The sequence below is a fragment of the Brevibacillus sp. B_LB10_24 genome, from assembly GCF_046036945.1.
Classification (GTDB): Bacteria; Bacillota; Bacilli; order Brevibacillales; family Brevibacillaceae; genus Brevibacillus_C.
On record NZ_JBJQOQ010000032.1, the window covers coordinates 21808 to 35252 of the forward strand.

Genomic DNA, 13445 nt, shown 5'->3' on the forward strand with positions numbered 1-13445 from the left:
TCACAATCTCAATCAATTAGTATGTCACATTTTGCCGCTTAGCCAAACAGAAAGAGCAGGGTTCCTGCTCTCCTGCTCCTTCATTGGTTCAATATTGGTTTTCTTCAAATGGCATTGATGGCAGATACTCCTGGAAAAACTGGGCAAGCTCCTCCGCCTCTTCCGAACAGTCGATGCGAAAAATGTGCTGAAGATAAGCGGGGTTATGCGCATCCTCAGAACTGAGAAGGGTAGAGCGCCCCGTTTGCATGCAGACGACCAATGGTTTCCCGTAAAACTTGTGGGTGAAGACAACCCCGAAGTCGTAACGCTTTCTGTCAGAAGCGAACCCAAAGAATCGAACTTGGGCTGTTTCAGACTCGTCATATAAGCTGTCATAACGGTCCATCGTTACCCCTCCCTTATTTTTTAAAAATTTCGTTCTTTTACAAGTTTACCATAATATTTTTGTCTTTGTCACGTAGACATTTTTTAACAAACGGAAAAATGGGCGATAATGGAAACCCCTATCCCAGATTCAGCCAGAGCTTATTTATGCGAATGCAGTTTAAGGAAGCACTCCCAGGTAGTATGCCTACATCCCCAGTAAAAAAACCGCCCGAGTAATAACTCGGACGGCAGTTCGAGCGCCGTTTTAAAAAGAGGCGTTGGAAGCGACAGGCAAGCGGTCTTCACTCTCTTGAATCCAGCGAACCTTTTCCGTCCCATGAAGCGTTTGTGCCAGAAAGGTCAGGCATTCAAAGAACAGCTCCAGCACGACAGGACTGTACCGTTCCTTCAATCGCTCCAGTGCGGCCGTCAACCGAAAGAGATCGGGCACGCTTTGACGGCTTTGTTCGATCACCCGTTTGCCGACCAGAGTCGGGTACACATTGACGACCCGGCCGTCCAGGTCTGACTTCTCAATCGTCACCAGGCCTTTATCCATCAGCTTCTTGATGTGGATGACAATCGAAGACGGATGCCAGAACGTCCAATCGGCAATCTGCGTTACCCGAACTCCTTCGTAACAGTAAATAATCCATAAGATATTCAATTGAACCGATGAATCCAAATTGGCTGCCTTGGCTGCCCGTTCCCAATCCTCTTTATTGACAACAGAAATTGCCCGCAACGTATTCAATGCTTCATACACTTGTCTGACCGTTGCCTCCTGCATGCCGTATTCCCCCCAGTCGGTTTTTCTCTGTAGCCGAATGAATATTGTTTATTATTGTACACTTTTCTGAAAACATCCGCAATTATTTTCCCAAACAACTAATTTTGTTGTCAAAGATAGACAGAAAATGCTACACTTAACCATAATGCACGTACGATAGATCAGGTATGGGAGTGAACGTAAAAGTGAATCTGCAGTCAGCCTATATATACTTTGTGGAAGGCTCCGCCATTCAACAAGCGACACTCGCCGATGTGAGGGAAAAGCTTCAACGCTACATCGATATGACCAAAAAGACGGGAGAGCAGTTAGGGTGGTGGTACAGCGAAGCCGCATTTCCCTACAAAATAGAAGATGCAGAAGACGAGAATGGCCCCTGGCTCTTGTTAAGAGGCCAAGACCCAAAGCTTTATAAATCGATCATCATCGGGGTCGGAACGAAAAAGGCCCAGGATACTGAACGGCATTACGTTCAAGTCACCCTCCCGCCGGTGGCAACACATGGCGACAAGAGCAAGGCGAATGAATTTTGCCGCTATTTAGCCCGCGAATTCAAAGGCGAACTGGTGCTGTTCAACGGCCGGGTGCAGTACTTCCAACCGCGCAAGCCCTAGCGGCAGGAATGACCCATCGGATGCACAAATCAGGGCATCGTATTCCTATTCAGTACGGGAACCGGTTTCGCCGGGCTTTTCATACTATTTCGACAAGGCTGCCGAAGACAACACCTGCGGACATGCCTTTTCTTTTTTCCGGCCAAAAAAACAGGCCCTGTCGAGGGCCTCTGCTTTGGTATCTTGTTACGAGATAACTTCAGAACGTGTCAGCGAATAGAATCTTCCATCAACCATACGTATTCCTAGATCGACGCAGTACATCAAGCCTTCGAGGACACCATAGAGAACCCATTCAGACGAGCGGTGATTGATGTCAAAGTCTGTGTACACATCCATGCCGTCATTTCGGATCTCATCGCGATCCGTCACATCGTAAAGCCTCAAGACAAATGGCAATTCGGCATAAGGTATGGCAAACTTCTCCTCGATCTCCTGCTGAAACTTCTCTGTCAAGTGCCAGGTCGCTATAAGGGACTGTTCATCTTTCCTGGATATGCGTATACTCGGGCCGTCAACATCAGTAGATGACCGCGCGGGATCTGTCTTCATTCGCTCCCATCTTTCCTTTCCAATGAAAACTTACTTTGTGATTTGTACAGCTTTATTTATTATATCATGGAGTTGCGAAAAATGAAATCGCGTACATCCAACTGTGAATCAGGAGAGGCCAATGGCCTACCTGCCGACGGTAAAGGTGTTTTCGCCAACCTTCACATAAGCGGAATTCTTATCCCGTTTCATCAAAACCTGGACTTTATACGTTCCGTACTGATCCAGCTTTGTTGAGATGAACGGCTCGGAAAAGTAGAAGCTGGTTTCGCTGCGCGTCGAGAAGGTTCGCTCGTCTCCGCCGGCAACCACTTTGCCGTTAGGGCCGACGAGGACCACCTTGAGAACCAATTCTTTTGAGACAGGCGCGTTATCTACCTCTACAAAGACGCCAAAACTGCGGGGAACGTCTTTATCCGTAAAATTTTTGACCGGATTGCTCAAGATGACGTCCCGGCTGCGCTTCTGCACTCCTTCCAAGACCAATACGTTGACAGCAGGCTTCTCCACTTCCAATTTTCCCGAATCCACGTCATAGTTGGAAAATGCCCCCAAACGGTCTACGATCTCCTGCACCGAGCTGACACTCGACGCCCCCAATTCCACTCCGACTTGTTCGCCGCCGACCGACACTTTGACGATTCCATCGCCGTTTGCAGCCGTCGATACGCCCGCGATCATGAGAGCCATTAGAATAGGTATAACTTTCTTCTTCATGCAGCAATCCTCCAGTAAGATTTCCGTAGCATAAGTCCTCCATTTTTTTACCCAACTGTTTAGACGCGAAAAAATGAAAATAGTTGTGGTCCATTCGAGATTTTTTTCAACAAAATCCACAGTATCCACAGGGCGGAACACGCGGAAATTCGGAAGTTTTTCACATGGACTTGTGGATAACTCGCGGTTTTAGTTTGAAAATTGCATTTTTTTGGCGAGGAGAACATAGTCCGTGGAGACCGGGAAAAATGGGCTCGCTTCGGCTGTGGCACGCCGGCGGGGAAGTAGGACTGGCCGTCTGCACTACAAAAAACGGCACGTCGACCAAAAAGGACTGGAAGTATTTCAACGTAGAATTTGGTCGACAGGCGTGTGCCGTTTTTTTCCGTTCCGACTGGGTGGGCGTTGCCAAGGCCTGTGCTCGCTCCATTTTTCCCGGTCTCCTCGAGGCTTCCGCTAGAAAAGATTAAAAAAAAACAGGCGCAGATTACACTGCGGCCTGTATCTTTCTTAAGCGGATTTGATTTATGCGGATGTTCCCGACTTCCACGTAAAATAGTCACAGATCAGCCGAATCGCCACTTCGATGGCTTGTTCGTCGGGTTCGAGCTTGGCGTGGTGCAAACCGTACGGAGTATTTACTCCGAGCCAGAACAGAAAACCGGGGATCTCTTCGAGGAAGAAGCCGAAATCCTCGGCGGTCATCGCTGGGGGGCACTCGATTAGCTCAAGACCGGGCCGGGTGGCTGCCCAGTCCATAAATTCTCTCGTGAGTGCCGGGTGATTGTACACCTGGCGGTAGCCTGAGCCGTAATCGATGGCGGCCTCGCATTCAAAGCCGGCTTCTATTCCTTTGAGTAAAGCCTCTATGCGGGATTGGATCTGCTGCAGCGACTCTTTGGAAAAGGTGCGGATGGTTCCCTCGAGCCGGGCGGATTCCGCGATGATGTTCTGTTTGGTGCCGCCGGTGATCTTGCCGACCGTCACGACCGCAGAGTCGAGCGGATCGACATTGCGGGCGACGACGGTCTGCAGCTGGGTCACCAGATGGCTGGCCGCGACGACCATGTCATTTGCCTTGTGGGGATACGCGGCGTGGCCGCCCTTACCTTTGAGATCGATAAAAAGCTCCGCCGTGTTGGCGAACAGGATTCCTTCGCGGGTCGCCACTGTGCCTACCGGATATTCGGGGGCAATATGCAGCGCGAAGATCTGATCGGGCCTCAGCTTTTGAAACACCTCGCTGTTCATCATCGGCAGGGCGCCCCCCGGCCCCTCTTCCGCCGGTTGAAAGACGAACAGCAGGTCGTCAGCGATCGGTTCGTGTACAAAATGGGTAAGGATGCCGAGGGCAATCGCCATGTGCATGTCGTGGCCGCAGGCGTGCATGTAGCCGGGATGTGTCGAGTGGAAGGGATAGCTGGTCTCTTCTTCTATCGGCAGCCCGTCCATGTCGGTCCGCCACGCGAACGTGCGGGACGGATTGGTTCCCTTCACTTTTGCCAGAATCCCTGTGCGCCACGTCTCGATCTCCATCCGATCTTGCGGGAGCGACCGCAAATAGTCGAGCAGGTAGGCCTGCGTTTTCACTTCTTGAAAGCCCGGTTCGGGAATTTGATGCAGGTCCCGGCGTATTTGGACAAACGGTTGAACCGTCATGGGAATGCTCCTCCCTCTAGGAAACCTTTGCTGTGATCTCAGCCAGCGCCTCGGCAAACCGGTCTGCTTCTGCACGCGTCAGGGTAAGCGGCGGCAGGAGCCGGACAATCGTCTTCTGGGTCACGTCGACAAGGATGCCGGCAGCAAGCAGTTCGCCCTGGATCCGGCTGACCTGCTCAGCGGAGAGCTTCATCTGCAAGCCCAGCATCATGCCCTTGCCGCGAATCTCTGCGTACCAGGCCGGATTGTCTTGGACCAGGAGGGACAGCCGCTCACGCAGGTAGGCGGCAGTCTGATTGGACTGCTCTATGAAGGAGGGCTCCAAAATGACGTCCAATACCGCATTGCCAAGCGCCGCACTAAGCGGCGACGGGGCAAATGTCGTGCCGTGATCGCCCGGCCCGAACAGATCCATCAATCGTTCCCCTGCGATTACTCCGCCGAGCGGCAAGCCCCCGCCGACCCCTTTGGCAAACAAGATCAGATCAGGGGTAATGCCGGCGTGCTGGTAGGCAAACAGCGTGCCCGTCCGTCCCATGCCGGTCTGGATTTCATCGATGCAGAAAAGCGTTCCAGTTTCCCGGCAGAGCCGCTCTACCTCTTGCAGATACGACTGCGAGAGCGTAATGATGCCGCCGGAACCGAGGATCGGCTCCATCAGCACGGCTGCCGGCCGTTCGCGCTCGAACACGGCTACAAGCTCGTCCACGTCCTGCGCTTCTATTTCAAACACGGGAAACGCCGGGCTGGGAAAGTCCTGGTACACGTGTGCCTGGCGGGTGAGCCGGAGCGCTCCGAGCGTCCGGCCGTGAAAGCTGTTTTTCAACACGACGACACCAGAACGTCCATTCGCTTCGCGAACCGTCCACTTGTGGATCAGCTTGATCGCTGCCTCCGTCGCCTCTGCGCCGGAATTGCCGAAAAAGACCTTCCCCTTGATCGAATGCTCCACCAGCCGCTGAGCCAGGCGAATAGCGGGAGGATTTAAAAAGACATTGGAGATGTGCAAAAACTTCTCGCCTTGTTCTCGCAAAGCGCTGATGATCGCCGGATGGGAATGTCCCAGCACGTTGACCGCCAGTCCGGTAAACAAGTCCAGATACGCCTTTCCCTCTACGTCGTACAGGTAGTTTCCCTCGCCTTTCGCAATCGCGATCGGCAGGCGTTTATAGGTGGACATGAGATACTCTTGATCCAATGAACGCCAGTCATCCACGGTGACGCCCTCCTTCTGGGGTATGCCCCAGTTTCTTTCTGTTTTATTACTTGATAGGAATTTCCTTACAGCTGGCGCAATTCCTGTTTAATTTCCGTCTTTGACTTGGTTTTATCGTCGATCTGCTTGATGATCCGGGCAGGAATTCCCGCTACGACGACACCCGGCGGCACATCGTCAATGACGACTGCTCCGGCGGCGACGACCGAGCCTTTGCCGACTCGCACGCCCTCCAAAATCACGGCGTTGGCCCCAACAACTACATCATCTTCGACAATAACGGGAGTGGCGGAAGGCGGCTCTACTACACCGGCGATAACCGCCCCTGCACCGATGTGGCAGTTTTTTCCGATCGTGCCGCGGCCGCCAACGACGACGTTCATATCGATCATCGTGCCTTCGCCGATTACCGCTCCGATATTGATCATCGCGCCCATCATGATGACAGCATTGTTGCCGATCGACACCTGATCGCGAATGATCGCTCCTGGCTCTATCCGGGCCTGTATCTCCTTCGTATCGAGCAGCGGTATAGCCGAATTGCGGCGGTCGCTCTCCACGATGTAATCTTCGATTTGCTCTTTGTGCTGCTCCAAAGCCGGCTTGATTTCCTTCCATTCGCCGAACAGCACGCCGACGTTATTGCTGATAAACGCCTTGGTATTGGCGCCAAAGTCGATCCCTTCCAGGTTTCCTTTCACGTGAACCTTGACCGGAGTCTTCTTTTCACTCTTCTGAATAAAAGCGATGATTTCGTGCGCATCCATCATTTTCACTGGTATTGGCCTCCCATTAGCTGTCTGAAACCGTCACAAAGGCGATTTTGCCAACAAAAAAAGCAATGAGCGGATCGCATCTCATTGCACTCTCTTGCCTTGGCAAATGATCAATAGCGCTCCACGAAAGATCCTCTTTCATGACAGGATGTCCATTATTCACGGGCCATCCCAGCCTTCGTTTGAATGGGGCAAACAAAAGCTTCGGCGCATTGGCCTTTCTTCCTTTCCTGAACCCCCATCTTTCCAAATGGAAAGGAGTACTGATCCGCTGCGCACCTCTATTTATCATGACGGTATTGAGTTGATTTTTACTCTACCAGATTTCACGCGAACAGACAACTGTATTGTTTGCGTCCCCCTGTCACTCGTCCTCGTTAAACCACCCTTTCTTCTTGAACCAGGCCATCATGAGCAGGGCGATGGATGCCATCAGGCCGAGGACGAGATAGTACCCGTCAGGCCACTCCAATTCCGGCATCACCTTAAAATTCATCCCGTAGACGCCGGCGATAAAGGTGAGCGGCATAAAGATCGTGGCGATCACAGTCAGTGTGGTCATGATCGTGTTCGTCCGGTTGGTGTTGATCGACATGTAGCTGTCCCGCAGATCAGACGTTATCTCCCGGTTCCGCTCGATCATCTCGGTCAGCTTCAGCAGGTGATCGTGTATATCGGCCAGATAGAAGCGATACTCCTCCAGCCCTTGTAAATGCGTGGAATTCAGCATGCGGTAGACCAGATCGCGCATAGGAAAAATCGAATGGCGAACTTTCAAGAGGTCGTTGCGGATTTCAAAAACCCGGTCAAGCCTTCTGCGCAGGGACTTCGCCTCCCCGTGTTCTCCAAGGTCGACGAGCCTGTCTTCCATTTGATCGACGATCGGGAAGTAAAAATCGACCAGCTTGTCAATGACCGTGGAGGCGACGTGCAGCGTGTTTTGGATCAGCTCGCCCTTTTCCGGCAGTTGGTTCCATACCTCATCGATCTCCTGCAGCGGCGCTTTGTGGTAAGAGACGATGTATTTCTCCGCGACGAACAGGTCAACCTCCACGACGTCCAGCGTCTCCCGGTTTAGCGCGTGCAATACAAAAAAATGGTAGTTGGCAAAATGATCCAGCTTCGGCCGCTGAATGAAGTACAGGCAATCCTCGATGCTGAGCGGATGAAAGTGAAAATAAGTCCGCAGCAAATCAGACTCCTGTTCGCTCGGCTCGCTGAAATCCACCCAATACCACAGGATATCTTCGGCAGATAACTGTTCGAGAGAAAGATCGGTCAGAAAGCGGCGATCCGTCGTCAGCGCCTGGATTCTCAACACGGGCTGTTTCACATCCTTTGTCTTCTAAACTCGGCCAGCAGGGTTCAAATTCAGTCTGACCCGTTTTGGCAAAGGCTATCAGTCCATTTTGCAGAGTTTTTGACAGATACGCATGTTCTTCTCCGCTAAACGCAAAAAGACCCGCCTCGATGAAAGCGCGGGTCTTGCATTTGCTTCCTCTAATTTAACATCTGGAAGACTTGCTCTACGTCTTTGTCGCCTCTGCCGGAGAGGTTCACGATGAGAATCTGATCCCGGTTCATCGTCGGGGCCAGTTTCAACGCGTAGGCGACGGCATGGGAGCTTTCCAGGGCAGGGATGATCCCCTCTGTTTTGGACAGGATCTGAAAAGCTTCGAGCACTTCCTCGTTCGTCACCGTATAGTACTCGGCGCGGCCGGTTTCCTTCAAATAGCTGTGTTCCGGACCGATGCCTGGATAATCCAGACCGGCGGCGATGGAGTAGGTCGGCTGCGGATTTCCTTCCTCGTCGAGCAGCACCAGGCATTTGAAGCCGTGGATGACGGCCGGCACTCCTTTGGTCAGGGTAGCTGCCTGGTCGGGCTCGACGCCGATCAAGCGTACACCCGCTTCCTCGATGTAGTGGGCAAAGGCGCCGATGGCATTGCTTCCGCCCCCTACGCAGGCGATGACGGCGTCAGGCAGACGGCCTTCTTTTTCAAGGATCTGCCGCTTCGACTCTTCGCTGACAATCGCCTGAAAGTGCTTGACCATCGTCGGGAACGGATGCGGTCCCACTGCTGAGCCGAGCAGGTAGAACGTGTTCCGATAGTTTTGCACCAAATCGTTCAGAGCCTCGTCTACCGCATCTTTCAGCCTACCCTGTCCCTTGGAGACGGGAACGACCTTCGCTCCCAAGAGCTCCATTCTGAAGACATTGAGCGCCTGCCGCCTGGTATCTTCCGCTCCCATGTAGATCGTGCAATCCATGCCAAACATCGCACAGGCGGTCGCGGTTGCTACTCCGTGCTGGCCTGCTCCCGTTTCGGCGATGACGCGCTTGGCTCCCATGCGTTTGGCCAGCAAAATTTGTCCGATGACATTGTTGATTTTATGGGCACCGGTGTGGTTTAAATCTTCCCTTTTCAGGTAAATTTTCGCACCGTTGCATTTTTCTGTCAGGTTTCTCGCGTACGTGAGGGGATTTTCCCTGCCGACGTATTCCTTTAAATAGTACAAGTACTCTTGTTTAAACTCCGGATCGTCCTTGTACTTCTCAAATTGTTCGGCCAAATAGTCTAAAACCTCTTTCAATTCGGGCGGAACGAAGCTTCCACCAAACTGGCCGAAGTACCCCGGTTCAAACTCTGCTGTGCTCATGTGTATCTCCTCCTCAGCTCTTCTCCTGCTCTGCTCAGGGGCAGTGCATTTATAACCTACAATACAATCGGCCGGATAAAATGTCAATGAGGTTGCCCTAGTCGCTGAAAAAAAGGTGGCGGATCTTTTGAGTTTGAGAACATGGTGGCGGCGGAAGAAAAAAATGGGCGAGCTTCGTCTGCGGCACGCCTGCGGGGAAGCCGGGCTGGCCGTCTTCACTACAAAAAACGGCACTTCGACCAAAAAGGGCTGGAAGTAGTTCAACGTAGAATTTGGTCGACAAGCGTGTGCCGTTTTTTTCCGTTCCGACTGGGCAGGCGTTGCCAAGGACTGTGCTCGCTCCATTTTTTCTTCCTGCTCGTGCTGTCCTCACATTAAGAAACCAGCCCTGGCTGATGCAGGACTGGTTGAGATAGTTTGATTATCTTGTTAACGGCTTACCGGCTGAGGTGGGCAAGCTGTGGTGCTTTTTTGACCAGCAGGGTGAGCACGATGCCGGTTATGATGTATTCCGGCAGGATGTAAGACAGGTTGTATAGGAAAGAATACGTGGTTACCGGCATTCCTTCCGGGGCATAGGAGCCAAACCAGACCACGCCTGCGGTAAAATGGCATAACAAACGCACCGTTACGGCCATGAGCAAGCTGAGCCAGATTTTCGCGGTTTGATTGGCGCCGGACAGCCAGTTCGCCGAGCGGGCCAGGCCGACCAAGCCGATCGCCGTATAGGCTACCGGATACTCCAGAAAAAACTGGACCGGATGAACCACGTATCCTCCAATCAAATATTTCAACTCGCCGACGATCAGGCCAGCGATTAACCCCGCCGTCAACCCTCTGCGCAGCGCCACGATCACGATCGGCAGCATCACTAACGAAATGGAACCGCCCTGCGGCATCTGAAAAATTTTGACCATGCCAAGCACGTACGCCAGTGCTGCCATGATGGCGATCTCCGCCATGATTGTCAAACGCCCTGTATTCATCTCTTCCCCTCCGTATGTTGTTCACTTTCACTTCTGTTAGCCAAGCGTAAAAAAACTCCCCCCTTCATCGATGATCCGATGTGCGGAGGAAGTGTTGTTTACGAGCATACAGGTATGAAAAAAACCGTTGTGGAAGCAACGGTCTTCACATACGAGTCGACAAACAGGTGCGATGTATGCAAATCCCTCCGCTGGCATTATCCAGATCAGGTTAAACGGTCGATAACGAGTCAGTTATCCTCTCAGCCCAGTTTCCCAAGCTCCCGCATATATTGGTTACGGCACCATCATATCAGATCTGTATAAGATGTCAAGACAAACGGACTGCGAAAAAGGTTGTTTACCCAAACGCCAGGAAGGGAAAGGAACTGGGTAATTGGTCCCAGACATCAGGAGAGATTGGAGTAGAAGACAACCATGGCAAAAGTAGTGGTAAATCCGGCAACCATCAAGAAAAATATCATCAAAGGACTTCTTGAGCTGATCGATTCCGTGCCCGACAGCGATGAAGCTGCCGCCGTGAAACAGCTCATTTCCTATTTGAATGGTCTGCTGAGAATCAATGTGGTCACTCCGCCTACCACGGAAATCATGAGCATCATCAAACACGAGAAGCCCACCCTTTACCACGCCACCCGCCGGTCGCTGACGTCCACCAGCCATTTGAGCATGCTGTTTCAGATTGATATGAACCCGGACTTGGCAGCAGAGAGATTGCAGCAATACCAAAAAAGCAACTGAACGAAGCCCGTCTCCACAATTCCGAGACGGGCCTTTTTGTCTCATATCCGGTCATCTTCCCAGCGCTTCGCGTATACCTCGGCTGCTTCGCCGGCTTGATCCCGGGTCTTTACTTGGTTTGCAAAAGCGGCTGCCGATTGATCCAGCAGCCACTCCCGGACGGGATCTTCATTTACGTCCGAATCGACCTCCGTCTGTTCGTCGTCTTCCGCCTGTTCGGTAATGTAGGGTGTATCCAAATTTTGCTTGGTCGTCAGGATGTTTACCTGCACGTTTTCCTCTGATTTTTTCATCTTTGCTTCCGCCTTGTCTGCATGTTCTTACCTGGTACTATTTCCCGGCAGAACTGATCATATGCATGCCGGGATGAGCCATGAGTACAGGCCAAGACAACCCGTACGGAATATGAATTTTCCGTCTATTTTCTCCCGAGAGGAGTTGCTTCGTCAGGGAAGAATTACTTCAGAGGGCCTGACAGCAAAACGACAGGTTAGAAGCGTTCCTTACGGTTATGTTATCGATAGGATCTTTTGGAGGGTTACACTTGCGGATACGATATCTACCCCTTTTGCTCATTTTTGCGTTGTGTTTGCTGCTCCCGGGGTACACTCCTCACGCCGGCAGTGCGAAGGCTGCATCCATCGGCCCCAAGGGGCTGGGGACCGAGCAGCGGAATTGGGTGACCGGTCCCGAAAAACCGCAGATTTCTATGGAGCGCTACAGAGTAACGGTTCAAGATGATGTGACCATTCCGATGCGCGACGGCGTCCTCTTGAAAGGCCGCCTGTATTTGCCCCAGAAGAGCGGTCCATTCCCTACGCTGGTGATGCCAAACGGCTATGGTCACGACAGCCGTACCGGCCGGCAGATGGATCATCTGCCTTTTGAGATGGCACAGCGCGGGTATGCGGCTTTGCATGTGACTATGCGAGGGACCCCGCCGTCGAGAGGGGTCAAGAACCTCTACAATAAATTCGGGAAAGACGGCTATGACGTGATTGAATGGGCCGCCGAACAGACGTGGAGCGACGGCAACGTGGGTATGGTTGGCGCGTCCCTCTTAGGGATCAACCAATGGCTTGCGGCCAAGGAACTTCCTCCTCACCTGCGGGCAATCACCCCCGAGATCGCTTGTACGGATTGCTATGACACGCTGTGGTATCCGGGCGGGATGCTGCCCGGACCGGGCAGAGCAGCACGCGGCTTCCCGGAGTACACCTCGGCCGTCCAGCATCGAAATTTCGACAGTTGGTGGCGGGAGCGCACCGTACTGGCCGAGGATCTTCAAGCGATGGCCGACCACGGCATAGCCGTATTGATCTCAGGCGGCTGGAACGATTACATCACCCCGGGCAACGTGAAAGCTTTCGCGGAATACAGCACCATGAACGGCAGCAGCAAGCTCATCATCGGACCTGAGGCCCATACCTCGATCAAATCGCTTCTCCCCTACAGTTACAGAAATTACCAGCAACTCTGGTTCGACCACTATCTACTCGGGCTGGATAACGGCATCGACCAGGAGGATCCTGTGCTGATCTATGTGCAAGGACCCAATCAATGGCGGTTCGAAAAAGCCTGGCCGATCCCGGATGCCAATCTGGAAACACTGTATTTGAGCCAGACGCGAAGCGGGTCTGTCAAAAGCTTGAATGACGGTTCACTGTCGGCCGATAAACCCGCGGAGAAAAAGTCGGTTGCCAAGTACAGCTATTCTCCCGCTGCGGGACCCTTCCTGCCTGCGATGCGGAGCAACGACAACGGGATTACGCAAGCGGATCAACGCCCGTATGAAGCAAAAACGCTTACCTGGACCACAGGTGCGCTTTCCGTCCCTACGGAAGTGACGGGCAGCTTGAAATTTACCTTTTGGGCTGCAGCCACTGCGAAGGATACGGACTTTGTCATACAAGTGACAGACGTCGCCCCCGGCGGAGAGTCCAAACAGGTTACAACCGGCTACCTGAACGCCCCCCGGGCAAAGTCGCGCTCCCATCCGGCGCCGCTCACACCGGGTAAAATCGAACAATATGAGATCGAAACCTTGCCCACATCGTACGTCTTCGCGGCCGGACACCGGATTCGCCTAAGCATTGCCGGCGGGAGCAAAGCGCTGCCTCACCAGATCGCTCCCCAGGGACCGGGCCTCAATCCCACTCCGGCCGAAGTGACGATCTACCAGGATGCAACTCATCCTTCGAGCCTGGAGATCCCGGTGATCGGCACGAATTTGAAGGGGCAAGTTCAAAACCCGCCAGAGCAGAAGTGGACCAGCTTGTTGGAGCGCTTGAAGTCGCTCATGCAGCATCAGATAAACAAACCAGTCGCACGCCAATGAAGGCGTCCGACTGGTTTGTTTTATGT

General features: G+C 52.7%; 16 protein-coding genes and 2 riboswitches. Of the genes, 5 read left to right on the forward strand and 11 right to left on the reverse strand.

The features are described from left to right. Positions 1 to 88: 88 nt before the first annotated feature. The gene (locus ACI7RC_RS22050) at positions 89 to 388 is read right to left on the reverse strand and encodes a DUF3055 domain-containing protein (RefSeq protein WP_408110353.1); all 300 of its coding nucleotides are present in this window, start codon (positions 386 to 388) and stop codon (positions 89 to 91) included. A gap of 246 nt (positions 389 to 634) precedes the next feature. Further along, positions 635 to 1159, reverse strand: a complete 525-nt coding sequence (locus ACI7RC_RS22055) for a MarR family winged helix-turn-helix transcriptional regulator (protein WP_408110354.1) — start codon at positions 1157 to 1159, stop codon at positions 635 to 637. Positions 1160 to 1344: 185 nt separating this feature from the next. Here ACI7RC_RS22055 and ACI7RC_RS22060 point away from each other — a divergent pair, with 185 nt between their 5' ends. Then, a complete protein-coding gene (locus ACI7RC_RS22060; RefSeq protein ID WP_408110355.1) occupies positions 1345 to 1773 on the forward strand; it encodes a DUF1885 family protein in 429 nt (142 codons plus the stop codon). Positions 1774 to 1959: 186 nt separating this feature from the next. On the opposite strand, the gene ACI7RC_RS22065 is transcribed toward ACI7RC_RS22060, so the two are convergent. Beyond that, positions 1960 to 2325 carry a DUF4912 domain-containing protein gene (locus ACI7RC_RS22065; RefSeq protein ID WP_408110356.1) on the reverse strand — a complete coding sequence of 122 codons (366 nt, stop codon included), beginning with the start codon at positions 2323 to 2325 and terminating at the stop codon, positions 1960 to 1962. 126 nt (positions 2326 to 2451) lie between these two features. Further along, positions 2452 to 3042: a hypothetical protein gene (locus ACI7RC_RS22070; RefSeq protein WP_408110357.1), complete on the reverse strand. Its 591-nt coding sequence runs from the start codon at positions 3040 to 3042 to the stop codon at positions 2452 to 2454. A gap of 248 nt (positions 3043 to 3290) precedes the next feature. On the opposite strand from ACI7RC_RS22070, the gene ACI7RC_RS22075 reads away from it, so the two are divergent. Further along, on the forward strand, positions 3291 to 3512 hold the full coding sequence (locus tag ACI7RC_RS22075) for a hypothetical protein (RefSeq protein ID WP_408110358.1): 222 nt from the start codon (positions 3291 to 3293) through the stop codon (positions 3510 to 3512). 55 nt (positions 3513 to 3567) lie between these two features. Here ACI7RC_RS22075 and ACI7RC_RS22080 read toward each other — a convergent pair whose 3' ends face one another. The 5 genes from ACI7RC_RS22080 to trpB form a co-directional block, all read right to left on the reverse strand. Further along, positions 3568 to 4701: an N-acetyldiaminopimelate deacetylase gene (locus tag ACI7RC_RS22080; protein WP_408110359.1), complete on the reverse strand. Its 1134-nt coding sequence runs from the start codon at positions 4699 to 4701 to the stop codon at positions 3568 to 3570. 16 nt (positions 4702 to 4717) lie between these two features. Beyond that, positions 4718 to 5917, reverse strand: coding sequence for an aspartate aminotransferase family protein (locus ACI7RC_RS22085; RefSeq protein ID WP_408110360.1), 1200 nt, complete (start codon positions 5915 to 5917; stop codon positions 4718 to 4720). 65 nt (positions 5918 to 5982) lie between these two features. Beyond that, positions 5983 to 6693 (reverse strand): 2,3,4,5-tetrahydropyridine-2,6-dicarboxylate N-acetyltransferase, encoded by a 711-nt coding sequence (gene dapD, locus ACI7RC_RS22090; RefSeq protein WP_408110361.1) that lies wholly within the window; start codon positions 6691 to 6693, stop codon positions 5983 to 5985. A 106-nt stretch (positions 6694 to 6799) separates the two neighbouring features. Then, positions 6800 to 6985, reverse strand: a riboswitch (Lysine riboswitch). A gap of 72 nt (positions 6986 to 7057) precedes the next feature. Continuing rightward, on the reverse strand, positions 7058 to 8014 hold the full coding sequence (gene corA, locus ACI7RC_RS22095; protein WP_408110387.1) for a magnesium/cobalt transporter CorA: 957 nt from the start codon (positions 8012 to 8014) through the stop codon (positions 7058 to 7060). 179 nt (positions 8015 to 8193) lie between these two features. Continuing rightward, a complete protein-coding gene (gene trpB / locus ACI7RC_RS22100; protein WP_408110362.1) occupies positions 8194 to 9354 on the reverse strand; it encodes a tryptophan synthase subunit beta in 1161 nt (386 codons plus the stop codon). A gap of 127 nt (positions 9355 to 9481) precedes the next feature. On the opposite strand from trpB, the gene ACI7RC_RS22105 reads away from it, so the two are divergent. After that, positions 9482 to 9613: a hypothetical protein gene (locus tag ACI7RC_RS22105; RefSeq protein WP_408110363.1), complete on the forward strand. Its 132-nt coding sequence runs from the start codon at positions 9482 to 9484 to the stop codon at positions 9611 to 9613. Between the two features lie 178 nt (positions 9614 to 9791). On the opposite strand, the gene thiT is transcribed toward ACI7RC_RS22105, so the two are convergent. After that, a complete protein-coding gene (thiT, locus tag ACI7RC_RS22110; protein ID WP_408110364.1) occupies positions 9792 to 10340 on the reverse strand; it encodes an energy-coupled thiamine transporter ThiT in 549 nt (182 codons plus the stop codon). A 166-nt stretch (positions 10341 to 10506) separates the two neighbouring features. Continuing rightward, positions 10507 to 10617: riboswitch (TPP riboswitch) on the reverse strand. Positions 10618 to 10757: 140 nt separating this feature from the next. Here thiT and ACI7RC_RS22115 point away from each other — a divergent pair. After that, positions 10758 to 11081: a hypothetical protein gene (locus ACI7RC_RS22115; RefSeq protein ID WP_408110365.1), complete on the forward strand. Its 324-nt coding sequence runs from the start codon at positions 10758 to 10760 to the stop codon at positions 11079 to 11081. Between the two features lie 41 nt (positions 11082 to 11122). Here the strand turns inward: ACI7RC_RS22115 and ACI7RC_RS22120 are convergent, their stop codons facing one another. Then, entirely contained in the window at positions 11123 to 11374 is a 252-nt protein-coding gene (locus tag ACI7RC_RS22120) for a hypothetical protein (RefSeq protein WP_408110366.1), read from the reverse strand. Positions 11375 to 11625: 251 nt separating this feature from the next. Here ACI7RC_RS22120 and ACI7RC_RS22125 point away from each other — a divergent pair, with 251 nt between their 5' ends. Further along, a complete protein-coding gene (locus ACI7RC_RS22125; RefSeq protein WP_408110367.1) occupies positions 11626 to 13419 on the forward strand; it encodes a CocE/NonD family hydrolase in 1794 nt (597 codons plus the stop codon). The last annotated feature ends 26 nt before the right edge of the window (positions 13420 to 13445 follow it).

Bases quoted from the DNA above. Each gene is read 5' to 3' on its own strand.
- ACI7RC_RS22050 (WP_408110353.1), bottom strand. From the start codon at position 388: ATGGACCGTTATGACAGCTTATATGACGAGTCTGAAACAGCCCAAGTT.
- ACI7RC_RS22055 (WP_408110354.1), bottom strand. From the start codon at position 1,159: ATGCAGGAGGCAACGGTCAGACAAGTGTATGAAGCATTGAATACGTTG.
- ACI7RC_RS22065 (WP_408110356.1), bottom strand. From the start codon at position 2,325: ATGAAGACAGATCCCGCGCGGTCATCTACTGATGTTGACGGCCCGAGT.
- ACI7RC_RS22070 (WP_408110357.1), bottom strand. From the start codon at position 3,042: ATGAAGAAGAAAGTTATACCTATTCTAATGGCTCTCATGATCGCGGGC.
- ACI7RC_RS22075 (WP_408110358.1), top strand. From the start codon at position 3,291: ATGGGCTCGCTTCGGCTGTGGCACGCCGGCGGGGAAGTAGGACTGGCC.
- ACI7RC_RS22080 (WP_408110359.1), bottom strand. From the start codon at position 4,701: ATGACGGTTCAACCGTTTGTCCAAATACGCCGGGACCTGCATCAAATT.
- trpB (WP_408110362.1), bottom strand. From the start codon at position 9,354: ATGAGCACAGCAGAGTTTGAACCGGGGTACTTCGGCCAGTTTGGTGGA.
- thiT (WP_408110364.1), bottom strand. From the start codon at position 10,340: ATGAATACAGGGCGTTTGACAATCATGGCGGAGATCGCCATCATGGCA.
- ACI7RC_RS22115 (WP_408110365.1), top strand. From the start codon at position 10,758: ATGGCAAAAGTAGTGGTAAATCCGGCAACCATCAAGAAAAATATCATC.
- ACI7RC_RS22120 (WP_408110366.1), bottom strand. From the start codon at position 11,374: ATGAAAAAATCAGAGGAAAACGTGCAGGTAAACATCCTGACGACCAAG.